The 24,909-nt window shown below is 71.8% G+C and carries 19 protein-coding genes and 2 pseudogenes; 6 read left to right on the top strand and 15 right to left on the bottom strand.

The annotated features are described in order from the left end of the window. Positions 1–536: 536 nt before the first annotated feature. The 3 genes from ACWC0C_RS37190 to ACWC0C_RS37200 all read right to left on the bottom strand — a co-directional run bounded on the left by ACWC0C_RS37190 (position 537) and on the right by ACWC0C_RS37200 (position 6,911). Positions 537–5,537: a hypothetical protein gene (locus tag ACWC0C_RS37190; protein ID WP_450868729.1), complete on the bottom strand. Its 5,001-nt coding sequence runs from the start codon at positions 5,535–5,537 to the stop codon at positions 537–539. Then, positions 5,534–6,388: a DUF4132 domain-containing protein gene (locus ACWC0C_RS37195; protein WP_450868731.1), complete on the bottom strand. Its 855-nt coding sequence runs from the start codon at positions 6,386–6,388 to the stop codon at positions 5,534–5,536. The genes ACWC0C_RS37190 and ACWC0C_RS37195 overlap by 4 nt, the downstream gene beginning before the upstream one ends. Positions 6,389–6,509: 121 nt before the next feature. Continuing rightward, the gene (locus tag ACWC0C_RS37200) at positions 6,510–6,911 is read right to left on the bottom strand and encodes a DUF5997 family protein (protein WP_450868733.1); all 402 of its coding nucleotides are present in this window, start codon (positions 6,909–6,911) and stop codon (positions 6,510–6,512) included. An 82-nt stretch (positions 6,912–6,993) separates the two neighbouring features. Here ACWC0C_RS37200 and ACWC0C_RS37205 point away from each other — a divergent pair, with 82 nt between their 5' ends. After that, complete coding sequence (locus tag ACWC0C_RS37205) at positions 6,994–7,767, top strand: LysR substrate-binding domain-containing protein (RefSeq protein WP_449201717.1); 774 nt, start codon at positions 6,994–6,996, stop codon at positions 7,765–7,767. A gap of 466 nt (positions 7,768–8,233) precedes the next feature. Here the strand turns inward: ACWC0C_RS37205 and ACWC0C_RS37210 are convergent, their stop codons facing one another. From ACWC0C_RS37210 to ACWC0C_RS37220, 3 genes are all read right to left on the bottom strand, one after another. Then, positions 8,234–9,697: an MFS transporter gene (locus tag ACWC0C_RS37210; RefSeq protein WP_450868735.1), complete on the bottom strand. Its 1,464-nt coding sequence runs from the start codon at positions 9,695–9,697 to the stop codon at positions 8,234–8,236. A gap of 90 nt (positions 9,698–9,787) precedes the next feature. Continuing rightward, entirely contained in the window at positions 9,788–10,483 is a 696-nt protein-coding gene (locus tag ACWC0C_RS37215) for an HAD family hydrolase (protein WP_450868737.1), read from the bottom strand. Positions 10,484–10,503: 20 nt separating this feature from the next. Further along, positions 10,504–10,980, bottom strand: coding sequence for an Lrp/AsnC family transcriptional regulator (locus ACWC0C_RS37220; protein WP_449201714.1), 477 nt, complete (start codon positions 10,978–10,980; stop codon positions 10,504–10,506). Between the two features lie 228 nt (positions 10,981–11,208). Between ACWC0C_RS37220 and ACWC0C_RS37225 the strand changes: the two are divergent. Both ACWC0C_RS37225 and ACWC0C_RS37230 read left to right on the top strand, forming a co-directional pair. Continuing rightward, a pseudogene (locus tag ACWC0C_RS37225) lies at positions 11,209–11,892 on the top strand (FUSC family protein); the annotation flags it as partial. A gap of 202 nt (positions 11,893–12,094) precedes the next feature. Continuing rightward, entirely contained in the window at positions 12,095–13,588 is a 1,494-nt protein-coding gene (locus tag ACWC0C_RS37230; RefSeq protein WP_450868738.1) for an FUSC family protein, read from the top strand. A 331-nt stretch (positions 13,589–13,919) separates the two neighbouring features. On the opposite strand, the gene ACWC0C_RS37235 is transcribed toward ACWC0C_RS37230, so the two are convergent. Beyond that, entirely contained in the window at positions 13,920–15,494 is a 1,575-nt protein-coding gene (locus ACWC0C_RS37235) for a YibE/F family protein (protein ID WP_450868739.1), read from the bottom strand. Positions 15,495–15,981: 487 nt separating this feature from the next. Between ACWC0C_RS37235 and ACWC0C_RS37240 the strand changes: the two genes are divergently transcribed. Beyond that, entirely contained in the window at positions 15,982–18,051 is a 2,070-nt protein-coding gene (locus ACWC0C_RS37240) for a putative Ig domain-containing protein (protein ID WP_450868741.1), read from the top strand. Positions 18,052–18,155: 104 nt separating this feature from the next. Here the strand turns inward: ACWC0C_RS37240 and infA are convergent, their stop codons facing one another. The 4 genes from infA to rpmF form a co-directional block, all read right to left on the bottom strand. Next, positions 18,156–18,380, bottom strand: a complete 225-nt coding sequence (gene infA, locus ACWC0C_RS37245) for a translation initiation factor IF-1 (protein WP_450868743.1) — start codon at positions 18,378–18,380, stop codon at positions 18,156–18,158. Between the two features lie 65 nt (positions 18,381–18,445). Then, the gene (locus tag ACWC0C_RS37250; RefSeq protein WP_450868744.1) at positions 18,446–19,168 is read right to left on the bottom strand and encodes a GNAT family N-acetyltransferase; all 723 of its coding nucleotides are present in this window, start codon (positions 19,166–19,168) and stop codon (positions 18,446–18,448) included. A 175-nt stretch (positions 19,169–19,343) separates the two neighbouring features. Next, positions 19,344–20,525: a GTP-binding protein gene (locus ACWC0C_RS37255; RefSeq protein ID WP_450868745.1), complete on the bottom strand. Its 1,182-nt coding sequence runs from the start codon at positions 20,523–20,525 to the stop codon at positions 19,344–19,346. A gap of 6 nt (positions 20,526–20,531) precedes the next feature. After that, positions 20,532–20,702 (bottom strand): 50S ribosomal protein L32, encoded by a 171-nt coding sequence (gene rpmF, locus ACWC0C_RS37260; RefSeq protein WP_369394388.1) that lies wholly within the window; start codon positions 20,700–20,702, stop codon positions 20,532–20,534. Positions 20,703–20,766: 64 nt separating this feature from the next. On the opposite strand from rpmF, the pseudogene ACWC0C_RS37265 reads away from it, so the two are divergent. Next, positions 20,767–20,967, top strand: a pseudogene (locus tag ACWC0C_RS37265) (helix-turn-helix domain-containing protein); the annotation flags it as partial. Positions 20,968–20,981: 14 nt separating this feature from the next. Beyond that, entirely contained in the window at positions 20,982–21,692 is a 711-nt protein-coding gene (locus ACWC0C_RS37270; protein WP_450868804.1) for a cation transporter, read from the top strand. A 35-nt stretch (positions 21,693–21,727) separates the two neighbouring features. Here the strand turns inward: ACWC0C_RS37270 and ACWC0C_RS37275 are convergent, their stop codons facing one another. From ACWC0C_RS37275 to ACWC0C_RS37290, 4 genes are read right to left on the bottom strand one after another with little or no spacing between them, the layout of a single operon-like run. After that, a complete protein-coding gene (locus ACWC0C_RS37275; RefSeq protein WP_450868747.1) occupies positions 21,728–22,186 on the bottom strand; it encodes a Fur family transcriptional regulator in 459 nt (152 codons plus the stop codon). A gap of 13 nt (positions 22,187–22,199) precedes the next feature. Continuing rightward, positions 22,200–23,069, bottom strand: coding sequence for a metal ABC transporter permease (locus tag ACWC0C_RS37280; RefSeq protein ID WP_450868749.1), 870 nt, complete (start codon positions 23,067–23,069; stop codon positions 22,200–22,202). Further along, on the bottom strand, positions 23,066–23,977 hold the full coding sequence (locus ACWC0C_RS37285; protein WP_450868751.1) for a metal ABC transporter permease: 912 nt from the start codon (positions 23,975–23,977) through the stop codon (positions 23,066–23,068). The genes ACWC0C_RS37280 and ACWC0C_RS37285 overlap by 4 nt, the downstream gene beginning before the upstream one ends. Further along, positions 23,964–24,905, bottom strand: a complete 942-nt coding sequence (locus tag ACWC0C_RS37290) for a metal ABC transporter ATP-binding protein (protein ID WP_450868752.1) — start codon at positions 24,903–24,905, stop codon at positions 23,964–23,966. Before ACWC0C_RS37290 ends, ACWC0C_RS37285 begins: the two co-directional genes overlap by 14 nt. Between the last annotated feature and the right edge of the window lie 4 nt (positions 24,906–24,909).

Here is a 24,909-nt window from a genome sequence, read left to right on the forward strand (position 1 = left end):
GCAGGCAGGGATCGGCCGTGCGGCGCAGGCAAAGATCGGTGGGGCGGCGCAGGCACGGGTCGGCCGGGTGGGGCGCGCGGCGGTCGGTCGGGTGGGGCGGACAGCGGTCGGTGGGGCGGTATGGACAGGGGTCGGCTGGGAGGCGTGGACAGGGGTCGGCCAGGCGGGGCGCGCAGGGGTCGGTGGGGCGGTGTGGACAGGGGTCGGCCAGGCGGGGCGCACAGGGGTCGGCCAGGCGGGGCGCACAGGGGTCGGTCGGGCGGGGCGCGTAGGGGTCGGCCAGGCGGGGTGCGCAGGGGTCGGTCGGGAGGCGTGGACCGGAGTCGGTCGGGCGGGGCGGACAGGAGTCGGCCGTGTGGGGCCAACAGCGGTCCGCGAGGCTGGCGCCGCGCCGACCGATGGCATCCGGGCTATCGTCACGCGGGCCGTTGTCATCCGGGCCGACGCGCTTCGGGCCGGTGTCACCCCGGCCGCGGCGATCAAGGCCGGCGTCGCCAAGTCGTACGCCGACGCTGTGGAGCCCAGTGCGGTGGACGTCATCGGCGCCGCCCCCGTCGGCTCGCGCGGGTGGTCAGTTGCTCGTACGCCGGTGCGTCGCCTGTGCGGACGCGGTTCCAGGCGCGCTGGAACAGCTCCGGTACCGGGACCAGCGGTATCGCGCGCTGGTGGCCCGGAATCGGATACAGACCCTCCTTCCAGGTCTCCACCGGCAGCGCGGGCGACTTCAGGTCGCGCCAGCCGCACGGCAGGAACAGGGAACGGCCGGCGCGCGGCCGCTTGGCCTCCACCACCAGGTCCGTGGCGGTCAGTTCGGCGCGGGCCTTCTTCAGGCGCGCGGGTTTCCAGCCGGTCCAGCGGGCGCAGTTGCGGTCCGTCGGATCCGGCAGGGCCAGCAGCTGGAGGTAGAGCGTGGCCGCGTCCTCGCTCAGGTCGTGCGCGGCGGCCACCTCGGTGACGAGCGCCGGCACGCTGACGCCCGGGTCCTGGGCGTACCCCGTGAATCCCTCGGTGCCGGCCGCGACCGCGCGCCCCAACTCCTCCCCGAGAAGGGTGCGGAGCGTGCGCAGGCCGTGGCCGCGCTGGGCTCCCACGAGGCCTTCCAGCAGCCCGAACACCGCGTCGTCGGGCCCGCTGAGGCCGGCCGGACGGACCAGGACCGTCTCGGTGTCCTGGTACCAGGGGCGCAGGGTGAGCGCCTCGCCGACCCGGGTCGTGCCGTACGCGTCGGCACCGCCGGTCGCGGGCAGTCCGTACGCCTTGCGCAGCTCCACGGCGGTGGGGCTGCCCTTCTCCGTCCACTCCACGTCCAGATCGAGCGTCAGTTCCGGGTCGGACATCCGGCGGCGCATCGCGGCGAGCCCCTCGGGCAGCGCGGCACGCAGCGGGTTGCCGTACGGCAGGACGTAGGCCAGTGCGGACAGCGCGCCCACGGCCCCTGTCAGGTCGTAGCCGTTCGGGATCGCCTGTGGGTCCTCCGGGACGAGGTTGCCGTCCTTGTCCGGACGCAGGACCGTGGTGCGGCTCAGCCACGGTGTGCGGGACGGGTTGAGCACGTCCTCGGCACCGGAGGCGCCCATCCCGGACAGTTCGGCACCCAGTTCCTCCGGCAGCCGGACCAGCGAGCCGAACTGCTCGGCCCACACCCGGCCCGCGGCCTGAGTGTCCGGTCCGGTCGTCCACAGCGCCGCCGGGTCCTCCGGCAGGAGCGCGCCCATGAGGGCCGAAACCGGCTTCATGCCCAGCCCTTGCAGCCGTGCGGCGCCGAACTCCCGCTGCCGGGACTTCAGCCCCATGGTGGCGATGCCCTCGGCTTCGGGGTTCTGCGGCAGCCCGGCGAGGAGCACGGTGGACTGCAGCGGGCCCAGCGCGCCGCCGGTCGCCGCCACCAGCGCCTCCGGCGCCGAGGGCTGCCAGGGCGCGGCGCCCTTGTCACGGATGAGACGGATGACGCAGGTCAGATCCTCGGCGGAGATCGTCGGGGCGTACCGGGTCTCCTGCTCCAGGGTGAAGTGCGCGATCCGGCCGAACGCCCCGGACGGATCGTGGTCCAGCGCCAGCCACTTGACCCGCTCCCGCTGGGTGTCGACACCCTGGGAGCCGAGGATCACCACCGTGCGCCCGGCCCGGCGCAGCACCTGCCCGGTGCGCTGCTGCTCCTGCTCCTGCGGTTCGCTCAGCACGATCTCCCGCAGCATGCCGCCGGCCGAGACGAGCGGCCCCTCGGCGAGCGCCTCGGCCAGCAACAGCAGCGGCTCCCGCTGGGCGTCGGTCAAGGCGGGCGAGGCCGCCCGGTACAGCAGGGCTCGCAGGGCCCCCAGGACGGGCGGCCACACCATGCCGATCGCCGGGACGGTGTACTCCTCACTGGTCCAGCCGTCCGTGAGGGCGCCGATGCGGGCCAGGCCGGGCAGCGGCTTGCCGTCGGCGGGCTTGCCGGACAGCACATGGTTCACCGCGCGGGCCTGGCGGAGCACGCTCCACCCCCCGCGGTACCACCAGCCGTTCAGCCCGACCACTCCGGCCAGGGCGTCGTACAGGGTGCGGTCGTCGCCGTGTACGGGGCTGTAGTCGGCGAACATGCCCTCGGTCCGGTTGCGCGGCTGTCGCGGCCTCTCCTTCGGGGGAGTCGCGAACGTGGTGGCCGAGTCGGTGATGCGCAACGCCGATCGGACCAGCGCGGCGACGCCGATGAGCAGCCGTTCGTCGGTCACGTCCGCAAGGAGGTGCGCGACGGCCTCCAGGGCGACGGCGTCCGCGGTCGGCACGGCGGCCTTGGCCGTCTCGTCCGAACCGGCCGCCGTCAGCGCTTCCTGACGGATCGTCAACGCCTCGGACGTCAGGCGCAGCAGCTGCGCGGCCTGCTCGTCGGACAGGGCGCGCAGCACCGCCGAGCCCTGTTCGTCGCGCGGACGCAGCGCGTGCCAGAAGGGCAGCGGGGGCACGAGCCGGGTGCCGGCGGCGTATTCACCGCCCCGGTCGTTCGGCGTGAGCCGTCCCAGCAGGCCGGTGTCCGAGGTGTCCTCGCCCGCGTACAGCCCGATCGCGCCGCCCATCCTGTGATCGCCCAGCCGGGCGACGACCGGCTCGGCACCGCCGGGCAGCCGCAACGCACCGAGGGGAACGCCCGCCCGGTGGCCCTGGCCCACCGCGATCGACACGGTCCGTCCGTCCGGCGTTCCCGCCGTGCGGCACTGCTGGTCGCCCTCGCCCTCCTTGCGCACCCAGCGGCCCAGTACCGTGCCGTCGGTGCCGAACGGGCTGTGCTCCAGGCCCGGTTGCAGCGGCAGGACCTCGCACAGGCCGGGCAGCAGCTCGGCGTCCTCACGGACGGCCGAGCGGAGCAGCGCGGGCAGGGAAGCGCGGCCGTGCGTCCCGGTGGCCGGGTCGTACTCCAACCACACCGTCCGGCGGCCCTGCCGGCCCTGGCGCCACAGGGTGGTGCCATCGCCGATGACCGCGCGACACGGCGGCAGGTCCGTGTCGCCCGCGTGCAGGGTGCGGCCACCCGTGGCCCGTCCGTCGCCGGCCAGGGGGATCGAGGGGACGACCGCCTCCTGACCGGACCACCAGGTGGGCAGCTGCTCGCCGCCGAGCTCGAACACCTCGGCGGGCCGGGCCGACCAGTAGCCGTACTGCTTGCCGCCGTGCCGCCACATCACGAGCAGTTCCCCGTCCACGTACCGGAAGCGGGGGCGCTGCCAGCGGTCCAGGTCATGGGGCAGCCGCAGGTCGTGGTCGAGCAGGATCCGCTCCGGGCCCACGACGACCGCCTTCTGGCCGCGGCAGAGGATCAGCGCGGGCCAGGCCTCGTGAACCGTCAGCGAGTTGTCCGCGTCCTTCCTGGTCTGGCCGTCGAGCAGCGTCAGCGCCTCGTCGAGAGCGGGCCAGCCGAGCTCGTCGAGGAGGCCGGCCCGCAGGGTACGGCCGAGCAGTGGCGCCACCTCGCGGGCGGCGACCCGGGCCGCCGTGTCCGGTGCGACCTCGGCGGCGATCACCCGGAAGGGGCGCAGCCGGTCGAGCGCCGCACGGGCGCCGGGCAGACCCGCCGCGCGCGTGAAGTCGTCGGCGGCCTCGTCCAGCCACTCCCGCAGCACCTCGGAGAGGACAGGATGGGCGGCGATCGACTTCAGCAGCTCGCCGCTGCGCTGATGGCTGCCGGCCTTGCCCACGGCCTGGTGCAGCAGACGCCGCAGCCGCGGGTCGGCCGCGACCGCCGCCAGATCACGCCGGCCCGCGCGGGTGTCCAGCAGCCACTCGGGCAGCGGCAGATACACGGGGACGTCGGCGCCCGGCAGCGTCAGCGGGACGCGCTCGGCCGCGCACAGATCCAGCAGATCGAGGTCGGCGCCGGCATGCCAGCGGCCGGTGCACAGGTCCACCGGGCGGCCGGCGGCCCGCAGCAGCGGGGCCATGCGCTTGACCAGCGCGAGCGTGGCCGGGCAGCGGAGGGAGTACGAGCCGCCGTGCTTGCGGAAGGACGCCCAGCGGGTCAGCCAGTCCGCCGGATCGGCGCCGTGCTCGGCCGCCGCCGACTCGTCCGTCAGCAGCCGGTCGGCCCCGGTCTCCGCGAGCAGGGCCAGCCAGAACTCATCGTCCTCGGTGTCCCGGCCGAGACCGGCGGGCATGATCTCCAGCAGCCGGAGGCGGATCTCCGACCGTTCCGCGGTGAGGACAGTGAGTACGGATCGGTACGCGGTCCAGAAGGACCGGGGCGCGCGGACCGCGGCGGGGGAGGCGATCAGGTCGGCGACCAGCGCGCACTCCTCGGTAACCCGAGGCAGGCCCGCCGCCTTGATCAGTCCGCGCGCGTCCTGCGGCAGCGAGGCGTACGGCGGCATCCCGGCCGCACAGCGTTCCACGATCAACTGACGGAACTGCGACCAGGCCGCGGCCGGTTCGAGCCGCCCGGAGAGGTCCCGCACATGCTCCTTGAGGGCCTTCACGGTCAGCGCACCGGCGAAGGCGAACTCCAGGAAGACCGCGCGCTGCCGCTCTTCGTCGACCTCGAGCGCGTGCACCCGCTCGGCCTCGCGGGCCTTGCCGAAGAACGCGGCGGCGTAGGTGGTGTTCTCGTGCTCCAGGAAGACCCGCGCGGCCTGTTCGTAGAACGTCGGCAGGAAGTGCGGCACGGCCCGGCCCAGCCGCTCGCCCAGCGCCTCGAATCCCTCCTTGGCCGCGCCCGGGCGGGACTTGGCCTGCCGGGCCAGCCGCTCGACGTCCTTCACCAGAGCGAGCGCGTGATGCCCGTTGGCCGGGTCGTTGACCAGCGCCCAGGCCGGGAAGCCCAACGTCTCGCGGCGCACCTGCCCGGCCTCCGGCGCCTCCGGCTCCCGGGCGAGGCCCAGGAACTCCAGCGCCAGGTCCTCCGCCTCGCCCAGCGTGCCCGGCACCAGCCGGACCACCTGCCGGCCGTCGAGGGCCGGATGCGTGTACGTGCGCACGGTGAGGGTGTCGGCGTCCTCGCGCGCGGTGCTGCCCGGGGGCAGGACGGCGCCGGCGTCCAGCAGCGCGGTCAGCGTGGTCTCGTCGTACGTCATGCCGCCCGCTCCTCGTCCTCGATGTCCCGCCCCGCGTACAGCGCGGCCGCCATGCGCATCCCCTCCGACCAGGCCACCGGCCCGATCTGACCGAGCCTCAGCACCCGCCCGGCGGGGTCGGACCAGACCAGCGGGCCGGTCTCGGTCTCCATGTAGCCGTCGTAGTCGCCGACCCACACGCGGGCCTCGGTACCGCGACCGTCCTCCAGGACCGGGCACACGGCATATCCGCCCCGCACCCGGTACCCGAGCTGGGCCGCCCGGCCGTGCAGAAAGCGCAGCTCCTTGAACGAGCCGCCGGCGTACTCCTCGACCTGGGTCGCGTCGGCATCGAGCGCGGCCGGGCGGCGCCAGACCTCGCGGAAGAGCTGCTGCGCGCCCTGCTGCACGCCCAGCTCGACGGCGAACTCCCGCAGCTCCTCCAGGTCGTCGAGGAGGACCGGATGCGGAATGCGGACGAGGTCGGGGGCGATGCGGACGGTGTCGCCGTCGAGGTCGACCAGGCCCAGGCCGCGCTCGGGACCGGCGTCCCGCAGGAAGCCGGCGACCCGCCCGTCGGCACCGGTGACGACGAGGTCGCGCAGCGCGGCCCGCCAGGCCGGGTCGGGCCACACGCGCGTGACGACGGCGAGCGGCACCGGCAGCGAGCGGACCATCCACCGCTCGGCCGTGGCCAGGCACTGCCGCTCATGCCGCTCCAGCCACTCGACCAGCTGCCTGAGGCCCACGACCGCCGGATCGTCGGCGATCTTCGGTGGCACCGACTTCAGCCGCCGCCCGGAGGCGTTGCGGCACACCACCTTCCCGTCGTCGAGGGTGACCTCGTAGTCACCGGCCGACACCCACCCCATACGTGCCTCCCGCACCCGCAATCGATCAAGTGACGGGAACTGTAGGGCAGGCCACTGACAACGCCCTCCGGAGGCCGGAGGGCGTTGTGGAAAAACGGTTTTTGGAGGGAAAAGGGGAGGATCAGTCGCGCCCGGCGGCGCGCTCCTGCTTCTCCTTCTTCAGGTTCTTGATCCGCGCGGTCTCCTTGCGGACCTCCGCCTGCGTGGCCCGCTCCTTCTCCAGCCACTCGGGCCGCTCCTGCTTGAGCGCCTCGATCTGCTCCGTGGTCAGCGGTTCGGTGACCCCGCCGCGCGCGAGGCCGGCGATGGACACGCCGAGCTTCGCGGCGACCACCGGGCGCGGGTGGGGGCCGGTGCGCCGCAGCTCGCTCAGCCACTCCGGCGGGTTCGCCTGCAGCTCGTTCAGCTCGGCGCGCGTGACGACGCCCTCCTGGAACGAGGCGGGGGTGGCGGGGAGGTACACACCCAGCTTCTTCGCCGCGGTCGCGGGCTTCATCGTCTGGGTGCTCTGCTGCGAACTCATGACGTCAAGGGTATCGGCCGCGTGCCCGGCCGCCGACCACGGCCGGTGACGGAGGGCAGGCCACGGCCGGTAACCTGGCCTGGTGACAGGCTCGGAGGAATCAACGTCGTTCCGGCTCGCGTACGTACCCGGAGTGACGCCCGCCAAATGGGTGAGCATCTGGAAGGAGCGGCTGCCGGACATCGCGCTCACCCTCGTCCAGGTCCCCGCCGCCGAGGCAGCCGACGTGCTGCGCGCGGGTGAGGCCGACGCGGGTCTCGTACGGCTCCCTGTGGACCGTGCGTTCTTCAGCGCCATCCCCCTCTACACCGAGACCACGGTGGTCGTCGTCCCCAAGGATCACCTGATCACGGCCGCGGACGAGGTGACCCTCGCCGATCTCGCCGACGAGGTGCTCTTCCACCCCCTGGACGACGTCTTCGACTGGGACAGCCCGCCGGGCGAACCCGCCTTTGAGCGACCCGCGACGACCCCGGACGCGATCGAGCTGGTGGCCGCGAACGTGGGCCTCCTGGTCGTCCCGCAGTCCCTGGCCCGCCTCTACCACCGCAAGGACCTCACCTACCGCACGGTCACCGACGCGCCCCAGTCGAGCGTCGCCCTGTCCTGGCCGGAGGAGGCCACCACGGACCTGGTGGAGGACTTCATCGGCATCGTCCGGGGCCGCACCGTCAACAGCACCCGGGGCCGTACGAAGTCTGCGGCCGCGCCACCGGACGACCAGAAGCGGAAGCGTTCCGAACCGGCCGGCACCCGCCAGAAGCCGGCGCCGAAGCCGGCGGGCCGCAACCCACGCGCCCGCGCGGCGGGAACCAAGCAGACCCCCAAGCGGGGCAAGCCGCGCCGGAGGTCGTGAGGGCTGGGCGGCGGCTTCCGCCGCGCCGGTTGCGCGAGACCGACGACGCCTTGCGGCATGGGTCGAGGCGGCTCGCGCCCCGCAGGGCCGTGGCAGGCGCGGATTCGGCGTGCCGGCTCCCCGCATTGCCGGATTGCCGGGCGCGCGGTGCGGCGCTCCCGCTGGGCCGCTCCGGCGGCGCCGGCGGCGCGATTCCTGACAGCGCAGTCGGCGCTCACCGATGGTGCCGACGGCGCGCTCATCGATGGTGCCGACGGCGCGATGCCCGGCGGTATCGCTCGGCGGGGTCTACTGCGCCTCGTGCCGGTGCGGCGCCGGTCCACCGCGCATCTGTCCAGCGGACCCTTCCGCCGCTCCGCCACGCAGCGGGGGCGAGCCGCCCCTGCCGATGCCCTGCGCTTCGCGCCGCGCGCCCCCGCACACCGCCCGGTGCGCCGTGCGACCGATGCCGGGCCGCGAGCGCCCGCTACACCTTCTGCCGCGCCGCCTCCCTCTTCTGCTCCGGCTCGGGACGGACCCGGCGTTCCCGCAGGTCGGCGAAGGCCAGGACCAGGGCCAGCAGGATGATGCCGACGGACGTGAGCAGGCCGTACTGGAGCGCGGTGGCCGGTTTGGCATGGTTGGCCAGCTGGGCGAAGTACACCGAGCCCACCACGGCGACACCGGCGGCAGAGCCGATGCGTTGCGCGGTCTGCAGTACCCCGCCCGCCGCCCCGCCCCGCCGCACGGGCACGAGGGACAGGGTGAGGGTGGTGTTGGGGGAGATGGTCAGGCCGGAGCCGAGGCCGGCGACGAGCAGCGGGAGCGCGGCCGCCCAGGCCACACCCCGCCCCGGTACCCAGTGCACGGCCGCGACGACGCCGAGCATGCCCACGGCCACCGTGCAGAGCCCGGCGATGACCAGCTTGCGTCCGAAGCGCACCACCAGGCGGCCGCCCACCGCGGCACCCGCTGCCGAGCCCGCCGCGAAGGGCATGGACGACAGGCCCGCCGCCAGTGCGCCGTAGCCCATGCCGTTCTGCAGGAACAGCGTGTAGACGAAGAACAGCGTCGTGAAGCCACCGAAGTACACCAGGCTCAGCAGCACGCCCAGCGAGAAGGAACGCAACGAGAAGAGCCGCAGGTCGACCAGCGGGGCCCGGTCGTGCCGCCCCTGGCGCCGCTCCCACGTCCAGAACGAGGTCAGCAGACCGGCGCCGATCGGGAGCAGGGCCCACTTCAGCCGCCCGTGCCACTGCTGTTCCTGCACCAAGGGCAGCATCAGGCAGAGCACACCCGAGCCGAGCAGCAGGACGCCCGGTACGTCGAAGCCCTCGCGCCTGCCCGGCGAGCCGGGGGAGCGGGGCAGCAGCCGCAGCGCCGCGCAGAAGACGGCCACCCCGATGGGCAGGTTGACGTAGAACACCCAGCGCCAGCCGTCGGGACCGCCGGCCGCCTGGATGAGCAGGCCGCCCGCGAGGGGCCCGACGGCCGTGGAGATGCCGATGGTGCTGCCCATCAGGCCGAACGCGCGGGCCCGTTCGGCGCCCTGGAACATCTGCTGGATGAGCGCCGAGGTCTGCGGCGCGATCAGGCCTGCCGACGCTCCCTGGACCAGCCGGAACAGCACCAGCCAGGCGGCACCGGTGGACAGCCCGCAGGCCAACGAGGCGAGCGTGAACAGCGCGAGCCCGGTCAGGAAGGTCTGGCGCCGCCCGCGCATGTCACCGAGCCGTCCCGCCGGGACCAGGGTCAGACCGAGGGTGAGGGCGTAGCCGGACATCACCCAGGACAGCTCGGCCGTGCTGGCGCGCAGTCCGCGCTCCACCGAGGGCAGTGCCACGTTCACGATCGACGTGTCCAGCAAGGTCATGAAGGCCGCGGTCAGACAGACGGCGAGCGCTTTCCACCGCTGGTCGTGCTGGGCCGGCCCGGCCCGCTCTGTGGTCATGGGATCACGCTAGGCAGCCACCGCGCCCCGCGCACGGCAGGAGCACCTCCCGGCCGAACGGGACGCCCTCACGCCTGGTGCGGGCGTTGCTCAGGGGATCCGGGCCGTGGCCCGGAGCCACGCGTACGCCGACTGCGCCGTGAACTCCGCCTGGCCGCCGCGCAGCAGCAACGTCGCCTTGGCGAAGCCGGGTGTGTCGGCCTGTGCGGCCACGTACGGGATCGCGATGCACCGCATGCCGGCCGCGTGGGCGGCCGCCGCGCCCGGTGCCGCGTCCTCCAGGACCACACAGTCCGCGGGGTGCGCGCCGAGCCGCCGGGCCGCCTCCAGGAAGACGTCGGGGGCGGGCTTGCCGCGCGGAACCTCCTCGGTCGAGACCACCGTGCGCAAGAACGCGTCCAGGCCCGTGCCTGCCAGGATCGTCTCGATGGCCTCAGGGGAGGCGCCCGACGCGACCGCCGTCGGCACGCCCTCGGCGGCCAGCAGCTCCACGAACTTGCGCATCTCCGGGTACGCGCGCGTGCGGGTGCGGGCCAGTTCCAGGTAGCGGCGGTTGGTCGCGTCCAGCAGCTCGTCCACGCGGGCGCGCAGGCCGTAGCGTTCCCGCCAGAGGGTCACCGTCTCCAGGGTGCTGATGCCGACGTAGCTCTCGTGGTCCGCCCAGGTGAAGCCCGTGACGCCGTGCTCGGCCAGGGTCTGCCGGCTCGCCTCGTAGTAGTTCGGCTCGCTGTCCACCAGCGTTCCGTCGAGATCGAAGATGACCGAGAGGGCGCCGAGATCGCTCATGCGGTCCAGCATGCCCACCCTCAGGGGCGGGCCGCCCGGCCCACCGACTCCACCAGGGGCAGCAGCCGGTACGGGACGCGCTCGCGCAGCGCCACTTCCGTGCGGGTGCGCACCACGCCCGGCATGCTGATCAGCTTCTGGATGACGTCCTCCAGATGGGCGTTGTCCCGTCCCACCACCCGGGCGAGCAGGTCCCCGCCGCCCGTGATCGAGAACGCCTCCACGATCTCCGGTACGGCGGCCAGCGCCTCCCCGACGTCGTCCAGGTGGCCCTGGGTGACCTCGATGTGGACGAACGCCAGGACCGGATGGCCCAGAGCGGCGGGGGAGAGGGACGGGCCGGTGCCGGTGATCACACCGTCCCGTTCCATACGCTCCAGCCGAGCCTGGAGTGTGCCGCGGGCGATGCCGAGGATGCGGGCGTACTCACGCACGCTGGTGCGCGGCTGCTCCAGGAGCAGCCGCAGGATGCGGGTGTCGAGTTCGTCCACGGCCATGATGCACGACTGTACCAATGGCTCAGCGGCCGCACCTCCGCGCATGCCGTCCGACCTGGTCCGTTGGCATTCCGGTCGGCGCAGATGTGGATACGGTGATGGGCCAATGGCTCAGCGATTCGAATCACACTTGAGCCAGTGACCTCGGTGATGCTCTCATGGACACGTCGATGGCGCTGCGGACCCCGCGGCGCCTTTTCTGTGCCGTGTTCCCTGGGGAGGGCAGCAGTGCTGAAGAGGATGTTCGTGGCTCCGGACCCGGGAGGGGCGCGGTTGCGCTTCGCCGCACGGGCCGTCCTCGGCATCGGGCTGGCGGTCGTCGTCTGCTTCCTCGCCGGTCTCTCCCTCCCCGGTGTGGTCACCGGCGGCCTCGCCGCGCTGCTCGCCCTGTTCACCGTCGCCGATGCGACCGTGCGCGGGCAGGCGGCCACCACCGCGCTGCTGCCCGCCGTGGGGGTGCCGGTGCTCGCCGCCGCGGCCGGGCTGCACGCCGTGCCCGTCGCGCGCGACCTCGCCTTCATGACCTTCTTCGTGGCCCGGGTCCTGCACGCCACCCCGGCGCAGCTGCCCGGGCTGTACACCGCCGTCCTGCTGTCCGTGTTCAGCGCGGCCGCGGTGCGCTTCGGCGTGTGGTGCTACGAGCGCCGGCTGCCTCCGGCCGTCGTACCGGCCCCGCCCGCCCCACGCGGCCTCGCCCGGGTGACCTGGTGGATCTTCGTCAACACCGCCTCGCGCGGCGAGACGTCGGTCCGCGGCTTCCGCCGGGTCCTCGGCACGGTGATCGGCATCTGCCTGGGCTTCCTCGTCGCCGTCCCCGTGCACGGCGCGCCGCTCCCGACGGCCGTCCTCGCCGCCGCCGTCTTCGGCATCTTCTACACGGCCGCCGTCTCCTACACCTGGATGATGCTCTTCGAAGTGTCAACCAGGCGGGTCGCGAGGATAGCGGGCCTGGGGCGTGTTTTCGCAGACCAGGCACAGTTTTCTTGGCGTCGCTTGATGTGCGGGTGTGGGCATCTTCGGCAGTCTGTGGGTGGACGGGTGCTGACCTTTTGCTGACTTTCCTGACTGTGTGTCAGTTTCGGGGATTGATCGTTTTGGGTGTCAGGGAGATGTCGTGTTGAAGCGGGTGTTCGTCGCGCCGGATCCGGGGCGGCTGAGGTTGCGCAGTGCTGCGCGGGGTGTCCTGGGTGTCGGTCTGGCGGTGACGGTGTCGGATCTGGCGATGCAGTCGCTGCCGGCGGCGATCGCTGGTGGGCTTGCCGCGCTGCTGGCCTTGTTCACGGTGGCCGACGGGTCGGTGCGGGGGCAGGCGGTCACGACGGTGCTCTTGCCGGTGGCGGGTTTTCCGGTGCTGGCTCTCGCGGCGGTGTTGCACGAATACGCGTGGATACGGGACGTGGCCTTTGTTGCCGTCCTCGGCGCGGGGATGTATGCGCGCCGGTGGGGGCCGCGGGGCCACGCTCTGGGGACTTTCGCGTTCATGATGTTTTTCGCGGCGCAGTTCCTGCGTGCGGTGCCGGGCCAGTTGCCGGAGCTTTATGCGGCGGTGGCCCTTGCCCTGCTGGCGTCCTCAGCGGTGCGCTTTGGCCTGTGGTGTTACGAGCGGCGGCTGTCGCCGCCTGCTGTTGCGGTGGTGGCGCCGGGCGGTACGGGTTTTGCCCGAGTGACCACGCGCCACGCGATCCAAGGGATGGCGGGCGGCGCTTTCGCTCTGTTGGTGGGGCAGCTGGTGTCGCACGAGCGCTGGTATTGGGCTGTGGGTGCGGTGTGGTGGATTTTCGTGAACACCACCTCGCGGGGCGAGACCCTGGTGCGGGGCTTTCGCAGGGTTTTGGGCACGGTGATCGGTATCGCCATTGGCCTGGTGATCGCTGTGCCGCTGGATGGGGCTGGTGCTCCCACCGCGGCGCTTGTCGCGGTCTGCGTGTTCGGCATTTTCTATACGGCGGCGGTGTCGTATACGTGGATGATGCTGGCGGTGACGGTGATGGCCGGGCTGTTGTATGGCCTGTTGGGGGTGCTGAATCCGGGGCTGCTTGCTCTGCGTGTGATGGAGACGGGGGTGGGGGCGCTCGGCGCGGGGCTCGCGGTGTTGTTGGTACTGCCGGTGACCACGCACGCCACCACTGACGCGTGGATCCAGCGAGCGCTGCACTGTGTCCATGCGTGCACTTCTGAGGCCGCGGCCCGCCTGGCCGGCTCTCCGGCTGCGGATCCGGCCCGGTATGTCGCTGAACTGGAGCTGCTGTTGGGCAGGGTGAGGCTGTCGCTGGCGCCCCTGGTGCACCCGTTCACTCCGCTGCGGGCGCGTAAAGCGCGGGCCCGTCAGGTGATCGAGCTGCTGGACCGGTGTGCCCGGGAGGTGCGTGGCCTGGCATCGGTCGCGGCGGATCCGGATGCTTCCCACGACGCGCGGCTTGCGGCAGCGTGCTGGCGGGTGGAGGCAGCAGTGGAGGCACTCATCACGCCCGGTGCCACGCCAAGCGATCATGCGGCGGTTGCAGCACCGCATCCTTCTGGTGGCGAACTGGCCTTGGCTCATCTGCATGGCCTGGAACAGGCACTGAAAGAACTCGCAGTCCCGTTGCAAGGCCCCATCGCGGCCTGACGGCCGCCGCCCCGGGAGGGCTACGAGGCTCGTGCTCCGTGACGGCGTCCATTACGCGATGGCGATTCGCCGAGTGGGTGGTCGGCCAGGGGCCTGGAACATGCGGTGCCTGCCAGGGGTGTGCGTGTACTCAATGGGCTTGATCCGCTTCGGGTCCGGCTGTGTGGCGAGTGCGGAGCTGACTGGCGGGCAGAGCTGACGTGGGTCTGTGATTCGCGCGTACCCTGCTTTGCTCGGCGTTGTCTCTACGTGTTCCGATGACCTCGCACCTGGAGTGTGTCGCCATTCTGGAGCCCGCTACAAAGGGCCTCTGGCCTTGCGGAGTTCGTTCCTAACGCTTCCGCCGACGTCCGCCCCGGCCGGCAGGTGCTCGGCCAGTAGCCGGCGTGCCCGCTGTGGCCGTGTCCGTCTGCGGACCGGGCCGGTCTGCCGAGACGACCAGGGCGGCGAGGAGCGTGGTGACCGGGACTGAGGCGACCAGGCCGATCGACCCGACCAGCGTGCGCACGATCTCTTCGGCCACCAGCTCGCTGTTGGCGACCGTGGCAACGCCGCTCTGCGCGATGGAGAAGAGGAGCAACAGGGGCAGCGCGGCGCCGGCGTAGGCGAGGACGAGGGTGTTGACCACGGAGGCGATGTGGTCGCGGCCGATGCGGATGCCTGCCCGGTACAGTCCGCGCCAGCCCATTGCCGGGTTGGCGTCGTGCAGCTCCCAGACGGCGGACGTCTGGGTCACGGTCACGTCATCAAGTACCCCTAGCGAGCCGATGATGACGCCGGCGAGCAGCAGGCCGCTCATGTCGAGCTTCGGGTAGAGGCCGTGGATCAGGCCGGTTTGGTCGTCGGTGTTGCCGGTGAGCGCGGCCCAGTCGATGAACTGGGAGCCGAGGATGCCGATCAGCGCCAGTGAGGCCAGCGTGCCGAGTACCGCCACCGACGTGCGGGCGGACAGGCCGTGGCACATGTAGAGGGCGATCAGCATGATCGCGCTCGACCCGATCACGGCCACGAGCAGCGGGTTGGAGCCCTGGAGGATCGCGGGCAGGATGAAGAAGTTGAGCACCATGAAGCTGATGGCCAGCGCCACGAGTGCCATCACGCCGCGCAGTCGGCCCACCACCACGACGGCGAGGGCGAAGATCCCGGCCAGCAGGCCCATGGGAAAGCGGCGGTTGACGTCGGTGACCGAGTACTGCAGGTCCTTGGGTGCGGAGGGTTCGTAGGCGGTGACGACCTGCTCGCCCTGATGCAGTTGTCGCGCCTGGTCGGGCTGCACGATCTCGGTGAAGGTGCGTCCCTTGTCCTTGCCGGTGTCGACGCGGATCGTGGCCTTGTGGCAGGTGCCGCTCGCCTCCTGCTGCGCCGAGGTGCCCTCGGCGGTGGAGGTGTCACCGGTGGGGGCCTCGCCGGAGGCGTTCACCGACTTGCAGCTCACCTCGACGACCCTGGTGACCGTCGCCTGCTGGGTCTGCTGGTCGAAGCCGACACCGGTGCGCTTGTGTGGCGGGGCTCCTCCCGGCCACAGCACGACGAGCCCCACCACGACCGCGGCGGTGAAGGGGATCAGGATCGCCGCGATGACCTTGCGCAGGTGCTGGGAGACCGGCGCCGCGGGCCCGTGGCTGTGACCGTGGCCGTGAGTGTGCGCGCGTCCGTGACCGCCGGCTCCCGCTTCGGGGCCGTGACCGGAGCCATGTTCGGCGCCGGTCACTGGTGCGTGCCCGTGGCCTACCGCCTGGGAGGGGAGCTGGCCCGCGCCGGCATCGGGTCCGTAGCCGGGGTGAGGTGTCGACTCGGGAGGATTCCCGTACCCGTGGCCGTACTCGCTCGCACGACCACCTCTGGGTCGGGGCGGGTCACCGACCCGGTTCCAGTCTCCGGCACTGTGCCGGTCAGCGGTTCCCATGCCGTCTCCCTCGCGGTTGTCCGTGCCCCCTCCGGAGCTGGTCCTGCGCGGCGGCTCTGAGGAAGAGTACGGGAACGGCTGTGGCGTGGACTCAGCCCGAGCATCGCCAGGAGATCGAGCGCTCCGCTCCCCATGCTTGGATCATGAACCTCTTCACCGGCCGCAGTTTCCGCGCCGCCCCCGGGGTGCGTGCCGCGAAACGCCCGTCGCCATAGGAGGAGCACGGCTCCAATGCCGGGCCGGCACGCTCCGGCCCCCATGAGGGGGCCAACCGCCTCCTATGGAGAAGCAAAGAATTCGACCCGGTGCTGCCCGGTAGGACTCGTTCCGGTCTACGTTCCCCCCGCGCCCTGTCATGTCACGCTCACCCGGTGTGGCGGGGCGCTGTGAGTGTCATGCTCCTGACTGCGCGGTTCCGCCGCCGCTACGCGCAATCACGGGCCTGCCCATCCAGTGCGATACCCCACGTCAACCGGAGGCAGTACCCATGCGTGAGTCACACCCGAGCGGGCGGAGACGGAGTCTGCGAAGACTCGTCGCCGTCGCCTTCCCCGCCCTCACTCTCACCGTCGCCGGATTCACCGCCGCACCGACGGCCGGCGCCCAGCCCGCCGCGGCCCACCCGCAGATCTCCAAGGTCACGCAGAACAACAAGGCGCTGACCGCCCCCGAGCGGCAGACCTACCATTCGACCGGCAAGGCCGGTCAGAAGGTGCCGACCCAGCACCTGTGCGCCACCGCCGAGCCGGGTCATGCGTCCTGTTTCGCCCAGCGCCGCACCGACATCAAGCAGCGCCTCGCCTCGGCGCTCGCCGCCGCGGCACCCTCGGGTCTTTCCCCGGCCAACCTGCACAGCGCCTACAACCTGCCCACCGCGGCCGGTTCGGGCATGACGGTGGGCATCGTGGACGCCTACAACGACCCCAACGCCGAGTCGGATCTGGGCACGTACCGCTCCACCTACGGCCTGTCCGCCTGCACCAAGGCCAACGGCTGCTTCAAGCAGGTCAGCCAGACCGGTTCCACCACCTCGCTGCCGACCAACGACACCGGCTGGGCCGGTGAAGAGATGCTCGACATCGACATGGTCAGCGCGGTCTGCCCGAACTGCAGCATCATCCTGGTCGAGGCCAACTCCGCGAGCATGGCCGACCTCGGCACCGCCGAGAACGAGGCCGCGGCACTGGGCGCCAAGTTCATCTCCAACAGCTGGGGCGGCTCCGAGGACTCCTCCCAGACCAGCGACGACACCTCCTACTTCAAGCACCCGGGCGTCGCCATCACCGTCTCCTCGGGTGACTCCGCCTACGGCGCCGAGTACCCGGCCACCTCCCAGTACGTGACCGCCGTCGGCGGTACGGCCCTTACCACCGCCTCCAACTCCCGCGGCTGGAGCGAGTCGGTGTGGCACACCAACTCCACCGAGGGCACCGGCTCCGGCTGCTCGGCCTACGACCCGAAGCCGAGCTGGCAGACCGACTCCGGCTGCTCCAAGCGCATGGAGGCCGACGTCTCCGCCGTCGCCGACCCGGCCACCGGCGTCGCGGTCTACGACACCTACGGCGGCACCGGCTGGGCGGTCTACGGCGGCACCAGCGCCTCCTCGCCGATCATCGCCTCGGTCTACGCCCTCGCGGGCACCCCGGGCGCGAGTGACTACCCGGCGAAGTACCCGTACTCCCACACGAGCAACCTGTACGACGTCACCAGCGGCAACAACGGCAGCTGTTCCCCGTCGTACTTCTGCACCGCGGGCACCGGCTACGACGGCCCGACCGGCTGGGGCACCCCGAACGGCACCGCCGCCTTCACCGCCGGCTCCACCGGTGGCAACACGGTGACCGTCACCAACCCCGGCAGCCAGTCCACCACCACCGGAAGCTCGGTCAGCCTGCAGATCAAGGCCACCGACAGCGGCGGCGCCTCCCTCACCTACAGCGCGAGCGGGCTGCCGACCGGGCTGTCCATCAACAGCTCCACCGGCCTGATCTCGGGTACGGCGTCCACCGCGGGCACCTACCAGGTCACGGTCACCGCGAAGGACTCCACCGGCGCCTCCGGCTCGACGTCCTTCACCTGGACGGTCGGTTCCGGCGGGGGCGGCTGCTCCTCTTCCCAGTTGCTGGCCAACCCGGGCTTCGAGTCGGGCAGCACCGGCTGGACCGCCACCAGCGGCGTCATCGTCAACGACACGGGTGAGGCGGCGCACGGCGGCTCGTACTACGCCTGGCTCGACGGCTACGGCTCCTCGCACACGGACACGCTGTCCCAGTCGGTGACGATCCCGGCCGGCTGCAAGGCCACGCTCACCTTCTACCTGCACATCGACACCTCGGAGACCACCACCAGCACCCAGTACGACAAGCTGACGGTGACCGCCGGTTCGACCACCCTGGCGACCTACTCGAACCTCAACCACAACTCCGGGTACGCGCAGAAGACCTTCGACCTGTCCTCGCTGGCGGGCTCGACGGTCACCCTGAAGTTCAACGGCGTGGAGGACTCCTCCCTCCAGACCAGCTTCGTCGTGGACGACACCGCCCTGACGACCAGCTGATCCGCACCCTGTGAGCATGCGATCCCGCACGCGGAATCCGTCCGCGTGCGGGACACGCCATGTCCCGACGCACGAGCATCCGGCGGCAGCACCGGCACTTTCCGCTACGCCCTGTACCGGTAGCGGATCCGGCCGCGGGTGAGGTCGTAGGGGCTGAGTTCCACGAGCACCCGGTCGTAGGGGAGGATCCTGATGCGGTTCTTCCGGATCTTCCCGCTGATGTGGGCGAGCACCGTGTGCCCGTTCTGCAGCTCCACCTTGAAGGTGGCATTGCGCAGGCACTCGATGACGGTGCCTTCGGCTTCTACGCCGCCTGCTGTTTTGGTCATGGTCTCTCACTTCATTCGTTCTGCGACGGTGTATTCAGCTTCGTTTGGTGCGGCGTGACGGAGCGTCAGTGGCGGACGAGCTCCAGGGTGCCGACCGTGCGCCGGGCGCCGATGCTCTCGAACAGGGCGGTAGCCGCCGCGTTGGACTCGTTCACCTCGGCCCATGCCGAAGCGGTCCCGGAGCGGTGCAGTGAACCCAGCGCGTGGGCCAGCAGCGTCCGGGCGATGCCGCGGCGGTGCCTGTCGGTCCGGACGGCGATCAGCCCGATCCGTGGCTGCCGGGTCAGCGGGGCCACCCGGATCAGTCCCACGTACTGGTCCAAGTGCCGCGCCACCGCGTACTTCGACGGGTCGAGCAGGGTGGTCCCCGCCGGGCGGGGCAGCACCTCGGCGGGCATCGTCTGCCATCCGACGGCGGCCTCGACCTCGTCGCGGATGAGACGGTCGAGGGCGCGCAGCGGGCCCTCCTCCGCCTCACCGGCGGGCACGATCGTCACGCCCGACGGGGGCCGGACCGAGCCGAGCCCGGTGATCTGTGGGTCGGTGGGTACGAGATAGCCCCACTCGCGGCGTGCGGTGGCGAAGCCGGCCCGCTCCCAGGCGGATCTCGAGTCGTGGCCGGTCTCGTCGACGACGGTGTACAGCGGTGTCGGCAGGTCCGCGAGCATCGCGTCGGCGATGCGGTCGAAGACCGCGCCGTGCCAGGCGTCGATTGTGTTGCCTCTCAGGAGTGCCTTGTCTGAGGCGCTCCCGGCGACACCTATGTCAGTCGCCCGCCGTGACGACATGGGGGAGCACCCACATGGATACAGCCTTCATGGGTCTCACCTCCTCGCGTTCTCTCACGGCTGCCCAGACGGTATCAGCCGGGGTCGGTCGGCCCAACGCATTTATCCGGAACTCGTGGTGCCCGTGCCGGGCCGGGCGGCGCCGTGGCTGTGTTCGCCGCCCGGCCCGGGGTCCTCAGGGTCCCGCCACGAGCTCGGGATGCTCGTGCTCGCAGCTGTCGTCGATACCGTAGGTGTCCCAGGTGGGGAACGGGTCCGTGGGCGGCAGGCTCTCGTCGTCGGCCATGAGGCAGTCGGTCAGTGCCGTGCGCAGTGCGTCCGCGTGCAGGTGCGTGCCGATGAAGACCAGTTCCTGGCACTGGGCGCCGTCGGTGTCGCGTGCGGCGGAGGGCTCGAAGCGTGCGACGGAGCCGGCCTGTGACCACAGACCCGTCACGTGCGGGCGGCTGGCGAGGGTGAAGAAGCCCTTGGAGCGCAGGATCTGCCCGTACGCGCCGCTGTCGAGTCCCTCGGTCACGAACGTCCACAACCTGCCTGGATGGAAGGGAAGTTCGGAGCGGAAGACGGTTGAGGAGATCCCGTACTCCTCCGTCTCGGGGACGTGGTCGCCGTTGAGCTCCCTCACCCAGCCGGGGGCCTGCTGTGCGCGTTCCAGGTCGAACAGGCTCGTGCCCAGTACGTCGCTCACCTTCACCCGGCCGTGGACGGCCGGGACGACACGTGCGGCCGGGTTCAGGCGGATGAGCGTCGCCCGCAGCCGCTCGGCGGCGGTGTCGTCGACCAGGTCGAGCTTGTTCAGGACGATGACGTCGGCGAACTCGATCTGGTCCATCAGCAGGTCGCTGACGGTGCGTTCGTCGTCCTCGTACTGGTCCAGGCCCCGCTCGACGAGTTCGTCGCCGCTTGCCAGCTCGGGCAGGAAGCTCGCGGCGTCCACGACCGTGACCATGGTGTCCAGGCAGGCGAGGTCACCGAGGGTGGCCCCGTCGTCGCGGGCGAAGGCGAAGGTCGCGGCGACCGGCATGGGTTCGGAGATGCCGGACGACTCGATGAGCAGATAGTCGAAGCGGCCCTCGCGTGCCAGCCGGTCGACCTCCTGGAGCAGGTCGTCGCGCAGGGTGCAGCAGATGCAGCCGTTGGTCATCTCGACCAGGCGTTCCTCGGTGCGCGACAGGGCCGCCTCGCCGCCGCGCACCAGGGCGGCGTCGATGTTGACCTCGCTCATGTCGTTGACGATGACCGCGACACGCAGGCCCTCGCGGTTGCCGAGGACATGGTTGAGGAGGCTGGTCTTGCCCGCGCCGAGGAATCCGGACAGGACGGTGACGGGCAGTCGGCCGGAGGGATCGGACGGCATCAACGCTCAGCCCTCGGGTCGCAGCAGGCCGCGCTCGTACGCCTTCACCAGCCGCTGCGGCACCAGGTGTTGGACGCCGTCGACGGTGACCGGCACGAGCGCGGGCGTGGTTGCCTTCCACTGGGCGCGGCGGTGGCGGGTGTTGCTGCGGGACATTTTCCGCTTGGGAACGGCCATGGGGGTCCTCCTGGATCGGGTAGCGACTAGAGGCTACATGAAAATGAACATCATTATGAACTGCGTCTCCCGCACCAGGCTGTCGAACCACCTGGCGTGCCTGCGTGACTGCGGCCTGGTCGTCACCGTCCCCGACGGCCGTCGCACGCGCTACGAACTCGCCGACGAACGCCTCGGCCACGCGCTCGACGATCTGCGCACCGCCGTGGTCGCCGTCGAGGGCGACCGGACGTGTGTCGACGCCGACGACAAGGGGTGCTGCTGACCGTGAGCGCGGAGATGTTCATGTCCCTCGGCCCCGACCCGGCCAGGCGCGGCGCGCTTGCCCGGCAGATACGGCTGCTGGTCGCCGCGACCCTCACCTACAACGCCGTCGAGGCGGCCGTCGCCCTCACGGCCGGGACCCTGGCTTCGTCCACCGCGCTGATCGGCTTCGGCCTCGACTCAGTCATCGAGGTCTCCTCGGCCGCCACTGTCGCCTGGCAGTTCTCCGCCCGCGAGCACGCGGTGCGTGAGGCCCGGGAGAAGACCGCGTTGCGGATCATCGCGCTGTCGTTCTTCGCGCTCGCCGCCTACGTCACCGTTGATGCCGTACGGGCCCTGACCGGCACAGGTGAGGCCACGCGCTCCCTGCCCGGGATCGTGCTGGCTGCCCTCTCGCTCGTGGTCATGCCGGTCCTGTCGGCGGCCCAGCGCCGTGCCGGACGGGAACTCGGCTCCGCCTCTGCCGTGGCCGACTCCAAGCAGACCCTGCTGTGCACCTATTTGTCGGCGGTGCTGCTGGTGGGCCTGGTCGTCAATGCCGTGTTCGGCTGGTCGTGGGCCGATCCGCTCGCGGCCCTGGTCATCGCCGCGGTCGCGGTGAAGGAGGGGCGCGACGCGTGGCGTGGGCAGGTGCGCTGCGCAACGCCGTCGGCCGTCGTGCCGGACGACGGCTGGCGGGAGGCGGATGCCTGCGGCTGTGCTCCGGGATGCGACTGCCGCCCTTGACGGTGACCACTCCGGAAAGGGAGTGGCGCCGGAGTTCACCGGCGCTCGTCCGCCGTCGGCCGTCGGCCGCAGTCCGGGCACACCCCGGACAGCTCCACCGTGTGCCGGACGTTCGCGAACCCGGAGCTCTGCGCGACAGTGTCGGCCCATTCCTCCACCGGGCCGGAGTCGACGGGTCGGCTCAGGCCGCATTCGGTGCAGATGAGGTAGTGGCGGTGTTCGGGTCCCGGGCGGTAGCGGAAGAGGCGTTCACCGCTGGTGTCGCGCACCATGTCGGCCCGGCCGACGCCGGCCAGGCCGGCCGGCGTGCGGTAGACCGTGGAGAGGCCGACCGGTGAGCCGGCGGCGGCGAGCTGGTTGTGGAGGGCTTGGGCGCCGACGAAGCCGTCGGCCCGGATGAGCGCCTCGACCACGGTGGTGCGTTGCTGGGTGAGGCGGCCGATCAACGTGACGTCGTGCGAGGGGGCGGGGGTGCGCCGGCGGTCGGGTGCCATCGGGTGCCTTCGCTCATGTGCCGGTGGGGACGGCGGTGCGCGTACGAGGACGGGGGACCGGGCGTCGTATCAGGAAGGTCGCGGCGTAGACGGCCGTGGCGGCGGCCATGATGGCGAAGCTCGGCGGCATCTTCGGCACCGCGTACGAGGCGAAAAGCCCCGCCCACATCTCCAGCACCGCCAGCCCTGCGGAGAGGGCGAGCGCACGGTAGGGGCGATCGGTGACCCGGATCGCGGCGCCCGCCGGGGCGGCGAGCAGACCGAGCAGGAGCAGTGAACCGACCGCCTGGGTGGCCTCGGCGGCGCTGATCCCGGCCAGGGCGAGGAAGCCGTAGCCGAGCAGCCGGACCGGTACCCCGCGGGCGGCGGCCACGGCCTCGTCGAGCGTGGCGAACAGCAGCGGCCGGGCGATGAGGACCACCAGCAGGCCGACCCCGGCTGCCACCACGGCGGCGACGGCCGCGCTGCTGGAGGAGATGCCGAAGATGGAGCCGAACAGGACGCTGACGCCGGCGGTGCCGTTGGTGGTGCTGCGCGAGGTCGTGTAGAGCGTGATGAAGAAGGCGCCCAGGCCCAGGATCCAGGAGAAGACGCTCCCGATGACCACGTCGTCGGGCCGCGCCTTGCGGCCGAGGGTGCCGAAGAGCAGCGCCATGGCGATGGTGGCGGCGAACAGCCCGAGGCGAAGGTCGGCGCCGAAGGCGAGGGCGGCCATCGCACCGGTGAAGGCGACATGGCTGAGCGCGTCGCCGGTGAAGACCTGGGCCCGCAGCACCAGGAAGTAGCCGACCAGCCCGCAGGCCGCGGCGATGGCGGTACCGGCGAGGAAGGCGTGCAGGAAGAACGGGTGGGAAAACGGGGACGCGGCGAGCAGGACGGTCATGCGGCCACCTCCTTGGCACCGGGTGTGGCCCCGGCCCGGGTGCGAGCGGGTACCTCGCGCAGCGAACGCCGGCCCAGCGCGAGCAGGTATCCGGCGAAGGCGATGGTCGTCACGAAGAAGCCCAGAGGGTAGGGCCAGTAGTAGGCGGCGGTCAGCCCCAGCCAGGTCGCGGCGAAGGCCAGCAGGACGGCCAGGGCCAGGCTCAACGCCGGGCGGGCGGTGAGGACTTGCGCGGTGGCGGCCGGAATCACCATGAGGGCGAAGACCAGGAGGGTCCCGGTGATCTGGCTCGCCTCGGCGGTGGCCGCACCGAGCAGGACGAGGAAGACCACCGACAGGGCGCGGACCGGCACCCCGCGCCCGCCGGCGACCTGCGGGTCCACGGACGCGAACAGCAGCGGCCGTCCGATCAGCGCCAGCACCGCGAGCACCACCGCACCGACCACCGTCAGCACGGTCACCTGGGAGGAGGTGATTCCCAGGAAGGTGCCGAAGAGGATGGTCTGCGGCCCCTCCAGCAGCCCTCTGTACAGGGCGGTGAACAGGAACCCGGACGCGAGCAGGAACGCCTGCACCGTCCCGGTCAGCGCCGACTCCTCGTGCTCACCGCCACCCCGCAGGGCCGCGATGACCAGCGCGGCGGCCACACACAGCGTGAAGTAGCCGTAGACCGCGCTGAACCCGAGCAGGAGCGCTCCGGCGGCGCCGGGGAAGGCGACGGCGGAGACGGTGTGCGCGGCGAACGTCTGCCGCCGCAGCACCACGAACCAGCCCACGACCGCCGAGACCACGGCCACGACCGCGCCGGCGCGGAACGCGTTGACCATGAAGGGGTAGGACCACATGTCCTGGAAGTCGGTCAGGAGGTTCCACGACCAGGTTGGTGCCCCAGTCTCAGCCAGCAGCATGACCGCTCCCCGGGGTGTCGTGCCGGTCGGTGTGCACGGCCGGTGGCTCCGGCTGGCCCACGACGACCAGCCTCCCGTCCGAGGTCCGCAGCACCTCGACCGGTGTGCCGTACAGCCGGGTCAGCGTCTCGGAGGTGATGACCTCGGTCGGTGTGCCTGCGGCGGCGCCGCCCTCGGCCAGGTACACCACCCGGTCCAGGTGGTGGAGTATCGGGTTCACGTCATGGGCGACCATGACCACCGAGACGCCCTCGTGGTGGCAGATGCGCCCGATCAGCGCGGCGACGGCGCTCTGGTTGGGCAGGTCGAGGCTGTCCAACGGCTCGTCGAGCAGGAGCAGTTCGGGTCGGCGGACCAGTGCCTGGGCGATCAGCAGCCGCTGCTGCTCGCCGCCGGAACATTGCCCGATGGGCCGGTGCGCGTACGCCGACGCCCCGACCAGCTCGATCACCTCGTCCACCCGCGCACGGGCGGCCCGCCGACGCGCACTCGGGAACGGCAGCGGCACCCCCCACCGGTCACCGTCCAGGCCCATGCGCACCACATCGACACCGCGGATGCGCAGATTGGCGTCGAAGCTGCGCCGCTGCGGCAGGTAGCCGATGCGGTCGTTGGCCTGCCCGGGCCGGGCGCCGAGCACCCGAACCTCGCCGGCCGCCGCGGGCAGGGCACCCAGCAGAACCTTGATCATGGTGGACTTGCCGACGCCGTTGGGGCCGAGCACGGCGGTGAACTCGCCGGCCCCGATGCGAAGGTCCACCCCCGACCACAACGTCCGGCCGCCGACCCGCACCGCGGCCCCGCGCAGGGCGACCACCGGATCGCTTCCTGTTCCTGCGGCCGTGTCGTGCCCCCCGCCTCGGCGGCCGGGGACGGTCTGACTGCTGGTGTGTGTGACGGCTTCGCGGGCCTTCGCTATCGGGTTCATGGCT

Source organism: Streptomyces sp. NPDC001709 (assembly GCF_053596375.1).

Excerpts from the sequence above, each read along its gene's own strand:
- ACWC0C_RS37250 (WP_450868744.1), bottom strand. The coding sequence starts at position 19,168 with ATGTCGTCACGGCGGGCGACTGACATAGGTGTCGCCGGGAGCGCCTCA.
- ACWC0C_RS37200 (WP_450868733.1), bottom strand. The coding sequence starts at position 6,911 with ATGAGTTCGCAGCAGAGCACCCAGACGATGAAGCCCGCGACCGCGGCG.
- ACWC0C_RS37285 (WP_450868751.1), bottom strand. The coding sequence starts at position 23,977 with ATGCTGCTGGCTGAGACTGGGGCACCAACCTGGTCGTGGAACCTCCTG.
- ACWC0C_RS37240 (WP_450868741.1), top strand. The coding sequence starts at position 15,982 with ATGCGTGAGTCACACCCGAGCGGGCGGAGACGGAGTCTGCGAAGACTC.
- ACWC0C_RS37220 (WP_449201714.1), bottom strand. The coding sequence starts at position 10,980 with ATGGCCGTGGACGAACTCGACACCCGCATCCTGCGGCTGCTCCTGGAG.
- ACWC0C_RS37215 (WP_450868737.1), bottom strand. The coding sequence starts at position 10,483 with ATGAGCGATCTCGGCGCCCTCTCGGTCATCTTCGATCTCGACGGAACG.
- ACWC0C_RS37270 (WP_450868804.1), top strand. The coding sequence starts at position 20,982 with ATGTTCATGTCCCTCGGCCCCGACCCGGCCAGGCGCGGCGCGCTTGCC.
- infA (WP_450868743.1), bottom strand. The coding sequence starts at position 18,380 with ATGACCAAAACAGCAGGCGGCGTAGAAGCCGAAGGCACCGTCATCGAG.
- ACWC0C_RS37275 (WP_450868747.1), bottom strand. The coding sequence starts at position 22,186 with ATGGCACCCGACCGCCGGCGCACCCCCGCCCCCTCGCACGACGTCACG.
- ACWC0C_RS37255 (WP_450868745.1), bottom strand. The coding sequence starts at position 20,525 with ATGCCGTCCGATCCCTCCGGCCGACTGCCCGTCACCGTCCTGTCCGGA.
- rpmF (WP_369394388.1), bottom strand. The coding sequence starts at position 20,702 with ATGGCCGTTCCCAAGCGGAAAATGTCCCGCAGCAACACCCGCCACCGC.
- ACWC0C_RS37190 (WP_450868729.1), bottom strand. The coding sequence starts at position 5,537 with ATGACGTACGACGAGACCACGCTGACCGCGCTGCTGGACGCCGGCGCC.
- ACWC0C_RS37280 (WP_450868749.1), bottom strand. The coding sequence starts at position 23,069 with ATGACCGTCCTGCTCGCCGCGTCCCCGTTTTCCCACCCGTTCTTCCTG.
- ACWC0C_RS37195 (WP_450868731.1), bottom strand. The coding sequence starts at position 6,388 with ATGGGGTGGGTGTCGGCCGGTGACTACGAGGTCACCCTCGACGACGGG.
- ACWC0C_RS37210 (WP_450868735.1), bottom strand. The coding sequence starts at position 9,697 with ATGACCACAGAGCGGGCCGGGCCGGCCCAGCACGACCAGCGGTGGAAA.
- ACWC0C_RS37290 (WP_450868752.1), bottom strand. The coding sequence starts at position 24,905 with ATGAACCCGATAGCGAAGGCCCGCGAAGCCGTCACACACACCAGCAGT.
- ACWC0C_RS37235 (WP_450868739.1), bottom strand. The coding sequence starts at position 15,494 with ATGGGAACCGCTGACCGGCACAGTGCCGGAGACTGGAACCGGGTCGGT.